We start from the raw sequence: 12142 nt of genomic DNA on the forward strand, positions 1-12142 counted from the left end.
GTCCCCACAAGCGAGAAATCGGCGTCAGAGCGTCAGCAGGACAATCTCAACTGGCCACTGCGGCGGGAGCGTTATCGCCCATGCGCTGGGAGGAATAACCGATACCGCGCACTGTGAGAATCAGTTCAGGATTTCGCGGATCCGGCTCAAGTTTGCCGCGCAATCGCGCGACGTAAACATCAACCACTCGCAGGTCCGCTGCACGGCGAGGCGGGTAACCCCAGAGCTGCTCAAGAATTTCCGCACGCGGAACGACCCGCCCGGGTTCCCTGAACAGGAGCTCCAGCAGGCTGAATTCGGTATAGGTCAGCGAAATGCGCTCACTGCCGCGTGTCACCTGGCGACGATTGGTGTCCACCACAAGGTCACCAACGCGAACGACACCCTGGCCTGTCGGCAGCTCACGAGGCTCAGCTGTGGCTGATCCTCGACCCACGCGACGCAGAATCGTGGCAATTCTGGCTTCCAGTTCTTTGGGACTGAACGGTTTGGGCAGGTAGTCATCTGCACCGAGATCAAGACCTGCCACTCGTTCAGAAATGGCTTCAAGGGCCGACAGGAAAATGATCGGCACGCAGGATTCAGCCCGCAGACGCCGACAAACAGCGAAACCATCCAACTTCGGCAGCATCACGTCGAGAACGACGAGGTCGGGCGATTCGCGATGGAACACCTCAAGGGCCTCCTCGCCATCTTCCGCACAGACAACGCGGTAGCCAGCTAACTGAAGTCGCATCACCAGGACACGACGAACTGCAGGCTCGTCGTCAACGACTAACAATGTGGCCTTGACAGACTCTGGAGCTCCCTGGAGAGACCCATCGCCATCAAGTTGGTGGGATGGGCCTTCGGGCATACACTCCATCGGGTAAGAATTGCAACCCTACCGTTCGACGCGAACGGATCGAGCTCCGCGATCCAAACCGGGAACAGGTTTTGGCTTCTTTTAAGAATTGAAGCAGTCAGCGAACAAGGGTTTCAGGGCCAACGGGCACTGGCATAACGGTTCCATTGCTGCTCTGCTTCAAGCACGGCCTGATCACTGCTGATCTGACCCAACATCGCCCGCTGCAACTGGGTGTAGATGATGCTCTGCAAGCGCTTCACACCCGGAGTCGCAGGCACAAGCACCCGGGCACTGTTCAAGGTCTCGGCCGACATCAGACGTGCATCACGGATCTGAGCTTCGGCAGGGTTGGATGGCTGCTCAGCAACAAGCTCTGCACGAATCGCAGCAAGCGCTTCAAGAGAAGAGGGAAGCACTCTCGCCTCGCGAGCGAAACGAGCTTGATTGGTTCCGTTGGTCAGGAACAGGGCCAGCTCAACAGCATCGCGAGCCTGCTGACTCTGCCGGGGCACGGCCAACGTCATCAAGGCAACATTGGCCGTACCGTCCGAGCCAGTCAGAGGTGGCTGAGGCGAGGTCACCGCAGCCACACCGGGGGCATTGGTCTGGATACTGCGCAGAAACTCAGCGCCGCTGGCAAGCAATGCAAGCTCACCACTCTGGTAAAGCTCAATGGCCCGCCGCTGTCCCTGACTCACCACTTCGCGGGGCAACAAACCTTCGCGATACAGATCAGTCCAGAACGCGAAGGCCTTGCGACCTGCCGGCGTGTTGAATGCGGCTCTCTGACGTGCATCCAGAAGATTCACGCCCATCTGCACGAGCGACTCCAAAAGCTCTGCGGAGTCGTCGGGAACCACAGTGACAAAAAGACCGTAACGACCCGTTTGCTCGCGGATGCTGCGGGCATAAGCAGGCACTTCATCCCATCGACGAGGAGCCCTGGAAAGACCCGCCTCACGCAGAAGGTCTCCGTTCACCAGGCTCAGACGGACAGTCAGATACCAGGGAATGGCGATCTGACCCGCCTCAGGATCCCTGGCTGCCTCCCAGACCGATGGCAGGTAGTTCTGCTCTGCACCAGGCGGCAAAAGAGCTGTGAGATCAGTGAGGCCACCCTTGCTGGCCAGATTGGCAGCGAAAGGTGGATTGAGGTTCACCACATCCGGAGCGGTGCGTGCAAACACAGCCGCTAACAGCTTGCGCTCCACCGATCCCCAGGGGAGATCTGTCCATCGCACTTGTGCCTCTGGATGGAGCTTGTCCCAGGACCCAAGCACGTCATCCATATAAGGATTGAACTTTGGGGCCAGCTGCAGCGTCCAAAGCTGGAGAGTTCCCTCCGGGAGCGAACCCGGACGACACCCCCAGATGGACACTGCCAAACCGGAGAGAGCCAGGCCGGTCAGAAACCGGCGCCGTCGCAAAGACACAATCATGCGGGTGCTCGCCGTCGCCACAAAAGCAGCTGCCAGGATCCAACCAACGGCGCCAGCAGTCCAGTGATCAGAGCCTGGGCAAGCGTGGTGTGCAGCGCCCACGACTGGATCAGACCATCGGACAATCCCAGCACCAGCCACTGGAGCCACAGGGACAAACCCAAGACCAGCGAGCCGATCCAGGCAAGCAATCCCAGATTGAGGCTGCGCTGAATCGGCGGGCCGCGGCGTCCCAGACGGCCCCACCACCAACCCATCAAGACCAGAGCGGGCACCTGACTGACATCCCCGAGGCTCAGACCATCAAGCACAAGCCCAATCGCTGCTCCTGCGATCGCACCGGCCAGCGGACCATCCACCAGTGACCAGGGCAGCAACCAAAGGATCGCCCAGCTGGGCGGAACACCATCCAGATTGATCCAGGACGGTGCTGCCATCTGCAGGACCGGCACCAAGAGGGCAGAAGCCACACAGATGGGTTGTCGATGCAGACGCGTCATCCGTCAGCGCACCTTGACCTGGACCCAATCAATGGCATCAGGCGGGGCGATCAGCTGCACAAGAGCGGTTGGAGCAGGGACCGACCTGGCATTGAGCGACTGCACCACTGCCACAGGCAAATTAGGGGGCAGCAAAGTGCTCGCCGGAGAAGTACTGACCAGATCACCTGGACGGACCTGGATGTCCTTATCGAGAAATTGCAACTGTGGCCGGGCTGTTCCAAGGCCGACCAGAAGCCCATGCTGCTGGGTGCGCGGCAACCAGACGCCGATGCGACTGCCAGGGGCCGTCAGCAGACGAACATTGCTGGTGGCTGGTGTGACGCTCTGAACCCTGCCGACCAAGCCTCCAGGACCGATCACTGCATCATCTTTCCCCACACCTTCAATCGAGCCTTTGCCCAGCAGCAACTGTTGCCACCAGCCTGATGCTGTGCGGGAAATTACCGCAGCCTGAAGCCAGTCTCCCGACGACTGCTGATCCAGCGCCAACAGCCCCCTCAGGCGTGCGTTGTCTTGCTCCAGAAGTTCGAGGCGGGACAGCTGCTCCTGCTGTTTGGCAGTCTCAATCCACTCGCTCTGAGCAGCACCCGGCCAGAAGGGTCGGCTCAACAAGGCGAAGGCATCAGCAAAGCCAGCCCCTTTGCTCAGACGCACCAGACCAAGAGCCAGCAACAACAACAACCATGGCCATAGCCGCTGAATGGATCGCAGCCTTGCCCCCTGGGGCCTCTGGGAGGAACCCATGGCGATCAGATAGCGGCAGCGGAGCGCACAAATTCAGGTGTATCGAGCACCCTCTGCAGACGCTTGTAATCCTCAAGAACCTGACCACAACCCTTGACAACACAGAGAAGTGGCTCCTCTGCAATGTGGGTGAAGATCCCCGTTTCATGGCTGATCAGATCACTGATGCCGCGCACCAACGCACCGCCACCGGCCAGCATGATTCCGCGATCGACGATGTCGGCAGCAAGCTCGGGCGGAGTGCGCTCGAGGGTCCGCTTCACAGCCTCCACAATCACGTTCAAAGGTTCAGCGATGGCCTCACGCAGATCTCCGGCCTGCAGCTGAATGGTGCGCGGCAGTCCAGACAACAGGTGCAGGCCGCGCACATCCATCACCGTCTGATCGAACTCGTCATCGGGGAATGCGGAACCGATGCGGATCTTGATCTCTTCTGCAGTGCGCTCACCCACGACGAGGTTGTGCACTTTCTTCAGGTAGACGCCGATGGAATCACTGATCTCATCTCCGGCAACCCGCACAGATTCACTGAGCACGGTGCCACCAAGGCTGAGCACCGCAACTTCCGTGGTGCCGCCGCCGATGTCGACAATCATCGTGCCAACAGGCTCCGTGACCGGCAGACCGGCGCCGATTGCAGCAGCGACAGGCTCATCAATGAGATGAACCTCCCGTGCTCCAGCAAGACCGGCCTCCCGCACCGCGCGCCGCTCCACGCCGGTGACACCACTAGGAATCCCCACAACCAGGCGAGGGGCCACGATGCCGCGGCCTTCATTGCCTTTCTGAATGAAGGTTTTCAGCATCTGCTCAGCCGCGTCGAAATCGGCAATTACACCATCGCGAAGGGGGCGAACAGCACGAATATTTCCGGGCGTGCGGCCCAGCATCAGCTTGGCCTCGTCTCCAACGGCCATGGTCACGCCGCGTTCGAGATCAAGGGCCACCACAGAGGGCTCCTGCAACACGATCCCCTTGCCCGAGACGTAAATCAGGGTGTTGGCAGTGCCCAGGTCGATGCCGATATCGCGGGACAGCTGGAAACGGCGGAACAGCACTGGCGAGAACACATTTCGGCGAATCATAGGGGCAGTCTCAGGCCCTATCTGTTACAGATTCGATCGAAGGTGGAACTTCTAGAAGGCAGCCACGACAACCGTCAGTTTTGACAACCGTGGCGCATCATTGACCCACAAACAGGAGAGATTCAATGGGTGTCAACTCCGTGACTTTGGTCGGCCGTGCCGGCCGTGATCCAGAAGTCAGGTATTTCGAATCAGGCAGCATGGTGGCGAACCTCACCATCGCCGTGAACCGCCGCAGCCGCGATGACGAGCCCGACTGGTTCAACCTGGAAATCTGGGGAAAACAGGCTCAGGTGGCAGCCGACTACGTGAAGAAGGGTTCTCTGCTCGGCATCATCGGCAGCTTCAAGCTGGACCGCTGGAACGACCGGAACAGTGGTGAAGAGCGCAGCAAACCCGTGGTTCGGGTTGATCGACTGGAACTTCTGGGCTCGAAGCGAGACAACCAGGAAGCAGGCGGCAGTTTTGGCGGCGGAAGCCCCAGCGACGAAGAAGTGCCCTTCTGATGTTGGCCTGATTGCTCAGTCCGCCATCAATCGGCGGACTGGCGACGCCTCCAAATCCTGAGACCCAACCAGATCCCACCAGCGAGCACGGCGACCACCAGCAACACCTTGATCACCTTGCTAACCGGATCGATCCAGGCCTCCACGTTGCTGTAGCCCTCACCAAGGACCATGCCGGCGACAGTCAGCAACAAGGTCCAGATCAAACTGCCGGCAGTCGTCCAGATCAGGAAAGGCGTGATCGGCATCAACTCGATCCCAGCTGGCACTGAAATCAAAGTGCGAATGCCTGGCACCAGTCGCCCCCAAAACACCAGGGCAGTTCCGTAGCGGCTGAACCAGCGGCGACTTCGAGACAACTCCTCCGGACTGATGCCGATCCAGCGACCATGACGACTGAGCCACTGCTCAATGCGTTCTTCATTGATCAGGCGGCCAATCCCATACCAGGGCAAAGCGCCAAGGACAGTCCCCAGCAAACCCGCAATCACCACGGGAATCAACTGCAGCTGACCCTGCTGCACATAAAAACCTCCGAGCGGCATGATCAGCTCGGAAGGAATCGGCGGAAACAGATTCTCCAGGAACATGGCCGCGAAAATTGCGGCGTAACCCGCCCAGGGATTGGCCTCCACGGCCTGGCCGATCCAATCGGGCAATTGGGTAACAAATTCGGTGAGCCCCATGGAGCATGCTGAAGTCGTGGCAAGTCTTCCATGAAGCAACCCTGAAAGCGCAGATTGAGACCATCAGAACTTCAGTTGAAGTCTTGATCCAATAAAAAAGCCAGATCACAACAGTGACCTGGCTGAAGAAAACAAGCGAGAAAGCTTGTGCGACAAACAATCAGTAGCGGTAATGGTCAGGCTTGTAGGGGCCTGAAACCGGCACGTTGATGTAATCGGCCTGATCCTTGCTGAGCTCGGTGAGCTGGGCACCGATACGGCCAAGGTGTAATCGAGCCACCATCTCGTCGAGATGTTTCGGCAGCACGTAGACCTCCTTTCCATACTCTTTGCCCTTGGTGAAGATCTCAATCTGAGCCAACACCTGGTTGGTGAAAGAGTTACTCATCACGAAGCTGGGATGACCTGTGGCGCAGCCCAGATTCACCAGACGACCTTCTGCCAGCAGGATGATCTTGTTGCCACTGGGAAGAGTGATGTGATCGACCTGAGGCTTGATGTTTTCCCACTCATAATCTTTGAGTGAAGCAACATCAATTTCATTATCGAAATGACCGATGTTGCAGACGATCGCCTCATCCTTCATCTTCACCAGGTGCTCATTGCGGATCACCTGGTAGTTGCCGGTGGCCGTCACGAAGATGTCCATGTCTTCAACAACATCCTCCAGACGGACGACGCGATAGCCCTCCATGGCTGCCTGCAAGGCACAGATGGGATCCACCTCAGCAATGCAGACGGTTGCACCCAGTCCACGCAGGGACTGAGCGGAACCCTTGCCCACATCGCCATAGCCGATCACCAGCGCCTGCTTGCCGGCAACCATCACGTCGGTGGCACGCTTGATGCTGTCAACCAGTGACTCGCGGCAACCGTAGAGGTTGTCGAATTTGCTCTTGGTGACCGAGTCGTTGACGTTGATTGCAGGGAAGGGCAATTCGCCGCTCTTCTGCATCTTGTAGAGACGAGCCACACCCGTGGTGGTTTCCTCAGTGACGCCCTGAATCTGCGCTTTTGTGCGGCTGTAGAAACTGGAATCCTGAGCAAGTTTCTTCTTGATGGAGGCAAAGAGGTAGGTCTCTTCCTCATTCGAAGGGTTGTCGAGAACTGTGATGTCCTGCTCGGCCTTGCTTCCCAGCATCACCAGACCGGTGGCATCGCCACCGTCGTCGAGAATCATGTTGGGTGAGCCACCATCGCCCCACTCGAGGATGCGGTGGGTGTACTCCCAGTATTCCTCGAGAGTTTCGCCCTTCACTGCAAACACGGGGATTCCCTTGGCTGCGATTGCAGCTGCAGCGTGGTCCTGAGTCGAGAAAATGTTGCAGGAGGCCCAACGCACGTCGGCGCCAAGCTCAACCAGCGTTTCAATCAGAACAGCGGTCTGGATCGTCATGTGCAATGACCCGGCGATGCGGGCGCCCTTGAGGGGCTTTTCGCTGCCATATTTTTTGCGCAATGCCATCAGGCCAGGCATCTCGGTCTCGGCGATATCGAGTTCCTTGCGGCCGAAATCAGCCTGGTTGATATCAGCAATGACGCAATCGACGCCAAGCTTCAGCTCAGCCGCGGACGTGGGCGCTGCCACCATGGTTTGTGTGCTCCCTAAAAGAGTGTGGAGTTGAATATCTGCGGAGACGCCGAGGCTTCGGGCTCGCTGATCAAGCAATCTACTGATTGGAGCTGGATCCTGAAGGATCTGGAGGCCACACGAGCCCTGGGCGGGTATCTGGTGCAACAGCCTGAACGTCCATCACTCCTGCTGCTCGAGGGCACCCTCGGTGCAGGAAAGACCTCACTGGTGCAAGGCATCGCCTCAGCTGTGGGCATCGACGAACCGATTACCAGCCCAACCTTTGCCCTTGCTCAGCACTACCCCCAGGGGCAACCACCACTGGTTCATCTGGATCTCTACCGGCTGGAGTTACCAGCAGCTGCGGATGACCTGTTCCTTCAGGAAGAGGAAGAAGCGATTGGGATGGGAGCCATCCTGGTTGTGGAATGGTCGGAACGACTCAGCCTTGCCCTTCCGGAAGCCTGGAGAGTGAAGCTGACTCACCGAAGCGAGGGAGGCAGGCTGGCAACTCTGTACAAAAGCGATCAGATCAGAACCCAGACCAATCAGGAGTCGAGTTGATCGAGAAACTCCACAACCATGCTGGGCAAAGGTTGTGGATCGATTGCCCCGGCACCGGAACAGACCAGCGCCCCGCATGCGGCCGCATAGCGAACAACCTGCTCCACCACCGCTGCACTGAGCTGAAGTGGCTGGCCAATGGACGGGGTCAGTGTCACCAGTTGATGCAGCAGTCCAGCTGTAAAAGCGTCTCCAGCACCAGTGGTGTCAACGATCTGAGCAGGCGCCAGAACCGTCATCGAACCCTTGTGGCCGGCCATGAACCACTTCACGGGGTGACCGCCGTCAGTCACCAGAACATCGGGCTGCTGAGGCAACGAGGCACTGATCTCTGCGGGGTCACTGCAGCTGAACAGCCACTCCGCCTCTTCCCTGGCCAGTTTGATCAATCCGGCTTTCTCGAGAAAAGGTTGCATCAGAGCCAGAGCCTGCGGGGGAGGACCTGCCACCGGGTCCGCTGACGGATCCCAGAACGTGGGGCGCCAGTTCACATCGAGGGCAATCCGCACTCCATCCCGCTCGGCCTGACTGACCGCGGAGCGCAAAGTTGCTGCAGAAGCCTCTGTGGCTAGAGGAATGGTGCCGATCAACAGCCAGCGTGCTTCCGCTGCCAGGGCACACCAGATCGGATCAAGACTGGTCTGATTCAAAGCCTGATCGGCGAAGCCCTCGCCGCGATCACCTGAGAATCCCTGAAAGACACGCTCTCCAGAAGAATTACGGCGCACAAGCACCACGCGGCTGGGTCGTTGAGAATCAATCTGGAGGCCGCGAAGATCAACACCTCGATTACCAAGCAATTCCTGAAAGTTGTTACCGATGGCATCGGAACCCAGCCGACCGATAAAGGCGACCGGTGTCCCAAGCCGGGCCAACGCACAAGCAACATTGGCAGGAGCGCCGCCAAGACGGTCGTCACAATCCAGTGGAGCAGCCAAAGCAGGGTCACAACCCAGTGGTCCGAGTCGATCCACGAGGGCTTCACCGAGACACAGCACCTGCGGAGCGGAATCAGACATCAGACCTGCTGCGGCTATCAGCAGCGTGGCCAGAAATTCCACAGACGTCAGGCAGCGCAATCGCTGTTCAGCTTCAAGGCTCGTTCAGTGATCCATCAAGACAGAACGTGCAATCAACAGCTTCAAGCAAGGTGCTCGAGCAATGCGGTGATGATGCGCCCATTCGCGGCAGGGAAGGGGTAATCAGCGAGGTCGGACGGCTTCACCCAGCGCACCTGCTGACTGGCCAGAGGTTGGGGATCTCCTGAAAGCCATCGACAGAGATAGACCTCAAAACGCAGCTTTTTGTGGCTGTAGGCGTGATCCACCGTGATCAGCTTGTGGTCAACTCTGACTTCAATTGCCAACTCCTCGCGCAACTCACGGCGGACGGTGTCTGTGATGACTTCATCAGGCTCCTGCTTGCCCCCTGGAAATTCCCAGAGACCGCCCAACAGTCCCTCATTGAGGCGCTGATCGATCAGAACCTCAGCTGCGTCATTCAGAACCACACCCACACCAATCACCTGGAAAGGGATGTCACGTGGTGCCTCTTTCACGGGGTACTGCTGAGGAGAACCGGAAGCGTAAGCAGCACAGTGCGCATCCCAGGGACAAAGCTCACAGGAAGGACGACGGGGAGTACAGACCGTGGCACCAAGATCCATCAGTGCCTGATTGAGATCACGGCTCAGACGGGGAACGGCATCAATGAACTCCTCACTCCAAACCCAAAACTGAGCCTGCGCTCGCATTGGAGGCTCTGGATGGGCATGCAACCTGGCCAGCACCCGACGCACATTGCCGTCGAGGATGGCCAGAGGGCTATTGAAGGCCGACGACAGGATGCCACCGGCTGTGCTGCGGCCGATACCGGGCAATGCCAGCCAGGTCTCCAGGTCGAAAGGCCAATCACTGCCAGTCACCGGATCGTTCACATCCCCTTGATGGCGCTGCAATTCAGTGAGCAGCAACCGAGATGTGGCGTGCAAACGGCGGGCGCGTGAGTAGTAACCAAGGCCCTGCCAAAGCAACAACACCTGCTGCTCCGACGCCGCGGCAAGCACCTCAAGCCTTGGGAAAGCCTGCATCCATCGCTGCCAGTAAGGCAGCACCACCTGCAACTGGGTTTGCTGCAGCATCACCTCCGCAATCCAGATCGGGTAAGGATCAAGGCCCTCCTCAGCAGCAGGCCACCGACCATCTGCCCTGAACATCCAGGGCTTCTGCTTTGGATCGCAGCGACCGTGCTGCTGCCACCAACTCAACAAAGACCGCGCTGCCCATTCCGAATTTGCTGGAGACAACAATGGTTCCCTGCACCGCTCCAGCAGGGCTGTGGATCGATCGTTCACAGCGTGCAGGACTCCTCCCGACAGAACAACCCGCCGAGATAGTGACGCAGCACCGAAGGGTCCTTGCAACCCTGCTGAAACAGGAAGCCAGCAATGGCTGCCTGCACCAATCGATATTGATCCCACTGGGGATGCTCTTCAATAAAGATCCCCATGGCGCGATGCAGATCCTCCGTTAACTGATTTTCCACACTGACGTGTGCAGGCATCGCATCCGGGGTCTCGTGCAACTCAGGCCGTTGGCTGTCAACCCATCCATCAGGCCATGCCAACCGACTAGCTGTCAAAACAGCAAATTCTCGGCAAGCAAAAAACCACTGATCGCGAGAAGCGAGTGGTGAAGGGGCTTTTGCCTGCTTTCAAAAGCAACATTTCACTGGCAGGAGCGGCCATTGCACCTTCCGTCAAGGGGTTAGGGGCTTTTCCCCTGCCGCAACCAAAAGCCACTCCCGCAGCTGAGATCTGCCCAAACAGTGTTGTGGAAAAACTGTGCAAAACCCCTCGGTCCAGCCCGAAAACAATCGTTGTTCACGGCTGCTGATCAATCCAGATCGGCTCACCAGAATCATCAATTGCTGCAGTCTCGATAACCGTCCAACAGAAATGTGCACGCATGCTCTCTGATGCGGTGCGGTTTGAAAAAAACCGGTAACGTCCGACGCATCTGCGTGGGATTCAGTGCGGCGATCCGTGTTGTGCGCTCTTGTCGCCGTGGGACTGCTCACCGGCTGCGGCAAACCCAAACAGGCTGCGCGATCAATGCTGACAGTGCAGGCGGCAACGATCACCGACGCCACCTTTGAACCCAACATCCAGGCCATCAGCCTGCTGGAGTCCACCACCACCGTGTCGCTGATGCCGGAAACCGATGGTCGGGTGGTGCAGGTACTGGTCAAGGATGGCCAGAAGGTCAGTGCCAATCAGCCGATTCTGGTGCTCGACAACGTGCAGGAAAGCGCTGCATTGGATGCTGCCAAGGCTCAGGCCCTCACCGACAAGCTCAATGCCGAGCGGTACGAGTTCCTCTTCAAAAACGGAGCCACCTCAGCCGAACTGCGTGACCAGTACGCCACCCAGGCGATCACGTCCCGTGATCAGGCACGCACCGCAGCGGCAAACCTCGGATACAAATTCGTGCGCTCACCGATCGATGGCGTGATCGGCAACCTCGACACAGTGAAGCTCGGCGATTACATCCAAACCGGTCAAGAAATTACCGGGATCGTGAATAACTCAACCCTCTGGACTTTGATGGAGATCCCAGCCACTCATGCCGGAGACGTAGCAATCGGCCAGACCGTGAAGGTTGCATCCCAAGGGAATCCCCCTGTGCAGGGAGAGGGTTCGGTCGTCTTCATCTCCCCCTACTTCGGGACGAGCAGTCATTCCAGTGCGCCCAACACCGTGCTGGTGAAAGCGGAATTCCCGAATCTCACCGGAAAGTTGAAAACCGGACAATTCGTGAAAAGCGCAATCATCACCGGACGCAAACAGACTCTCGCTGTGCCCGTGCAGGCCGTGATGATGCAGGCCGAACAACCTTTCGTTTACAAGTTGATTCCTCTGAGCAGAGCCCTGCCTGGGATCAAAGCTTCAGCAAACGTTCCAGAAGCAACAAAGAAAACACTTGAGAAGCTGCCCCCCGCAACACCGATTGTGGTGCAAACCAAGGTGGAGCTGGGACAACTGCAAAACAATTTCTACCCCGTTCAATCAGGGCTCAACCGAGCAGACACAGTGGCGGTGAGCAACACCAGTCAACTGCGCAGCGGTATGCCGGTGAAAGTGGCACCTGCGAGCTCATCGCAGCGAGCCCTGCCGAAGAAAACAACGAAGGACTAA

13 protein-coding genes are annotated in these 12142 nt (G+C 58.3%); 3 read left to right on the plus strand and 10 right to left on the minus strand.

The annotated features are described in order from the left end of the window. Nucleotides 1-46: 46 nt before the first annotated feature. The 5 genes from rpaB to AC6EI9_RS09690 form a co-directional block, all read right to left on the minus strand. Entirely contained in the window at nt 47-856 is an 810-nt protein-coding gene (gene rpaB, locus AC6EI9_RS09670; protein WP_067093321.1) for a response regulator transcription factor RpaB, read from the minus strand. Between the two features lie 122 nt (nt 857-978). After that, entirely contained in the window at nt 979-2286 is a 1308-nt protein-coding gene (locus AC6EI9_RS09675) for an ABC transporter substrate-binding protein (RefSeq protein WP_498467574.1), read from the minus strand. Further along, nucleotides 2283-2786 (minus strand): rod shape-determining protein MreD, encoded by a 504-nt coding sequence (locus tag AC6EI9_RS09680; RefSeq protein ID WP_498467575.1) that lies wholly within the window; start codon nt 2784-2786, stop codon nt 2283-2285. Before AC6EI9_RS09680 ends, AC6EI9_RS09675 begins: the two co-directional genes overlap by 4 nt. 3 nt (nt 2787-2789) lie before the next feature. Continuing rightward, nucleotides 2790-3533, minus strand: a complete 744-nt coding sequence (gene mreC, locus AC6EI9_RS09685; RefSeq protein ID WP_498467576.1) for a rod shape-determining protein MreC — start codon at nt 3531-3533, stop codon at nt 2790-2792. 5 nt (nt 3534-3538) lie between these two features. Further along, nucleotides 3539-4591: a rod shape-determining protein gene (locus tag AC6EI9_RS09690; RefSeq protein ID WP_498470006.1), complete on the minus strand. Its 1053-nt coding sequence runs from the start codon at nt 4589-4591 to the stop codon at nt 3539-3541. Between the two features lie 152 nt (nt 4592-4743). Here AC6EI9_RS09690 and AC6EI9_RS09695 point away from each other — a divergent pair, with 152 nt between their 5' ends. After that, a complete protein-coding gene (locus tag AC6EI9_RS09695; RefSeq protein WP_498467577.1) occupies nt 4744-5124 on the plus strand; it encodes a single-stranded DNA-binding protein in 381 nt (126 codons plus the stop codon). A gap of 26 nt (nt 5125-5150) precedes the next feature. Here the strand turns inward: AC6EI9_RS09695 and AC6EI9_RS09700 are convergent, their stop codons facing one another. Then, on the minus strand, nt 5151-5810 hold the full coding sequence (locus AC6EI9_RS09700) for a DedA family protein (protein ID WP_498467578.1): 660 nt from the start codon (nt 5808-5810) through the stop codon (nt 5151-5153). Nucleotides 5811-5970: 160 nt separating this feature from the next. Further along, a complete protein-coding gene (gene ahcY / locus AC6EI9_RS09705; protein WP_498467579.1) occupies nt 5971-7401 on the minus strand; it encodes an adenosylhomocysteinase in 1431 nt (476 codons plus the stop codon). Between the two features lie 30 nt (nt 7402-7431). Between ahcY and tsaE the strand changes: the two genes are divergently transcribed. After that, on the plus strand, nt 7432-7947 hold the full coding sequence (tsaE, locus tag AC6EI9_RS09710; RefSeq protein WP_498467580.1) for a tRNA (adenosine(37)-N6)-threonylcarbamoyltransferase complex ATPase subunit type 1 TsaE: 516 nt from the start codon (nt 7432-7434) through the stop codon (nt 7945-7947). On the opposite strand, the gene AC6EI9_RS09715 is transcribed toward tsaE, so the two are convergent. The 3 genes from AC6EI9_RS09715 to AC6EI9_RS09725 all read right to left on the minus strand — a co-directional run bounded on the left by AC6EI9_RS09715 (nt 7932) and on the right by AC6EI9_RS09725 (nt 10509). After that, on the minus strand, nt 7932-8966 hold the full coding sequence (locus AC6EI9_RS09715) for a carbohydrate kinase family protein (RefSeq protein WP_498467581.1): 1035 nt from the start codon (nt 8964-8966) through the stop codon (nt 7932-7934). The genes tsaE and AC6EI9_RS09715 overlap by 16 nt on opposite strands. Nucleotides 8967-9088: 122 nt before the next feature. Further along, nucleotides 9089-10300: an 8-oxo-dGTP diphosphatase MutT gene (gene mutT, locus AC6EI9_RS09720; RefSeq protein ID WP_498467582.1), complete on the minus strand. Its 1212-nt coding sequence runs from the start codon at nt 10298-10300 to the stop codon at nt 9089-9091. After that, a complete protein-coding gene (locus tag AC6EI9_RS09725; RefSeq protein WP_498467583.1) occupies nt 10297-10509 on the minus strand; it encodes a DUF2811 domain-containing protein in 213 nt (70 codons plus the stop codon). The genes mutT and AC6EI9_RS09725 overlap by 4 nt, the downstream gene beginning before the upstream one ends. 484 nt (nt 10510-10993) lie before the next feature. Between AC6EI9_RS09725 and AC6EI9_RS09730 the strand changes: the two genes are divergently transcribed. Further along, nucleotides 10994-12142, plus strand: coding sequence for an efflux RND transporter periplasmic adaptor subunit (locus AC6EI9_RS09730; protein ID WP_498467584.1), 1149 nt, complete (start codon nt 10994-10996; stop codon nt 12140-12142).

The sequence above is a fragment of the Synechococcus sp. MIT2312 genome (genome assembly GCF_059772315.1).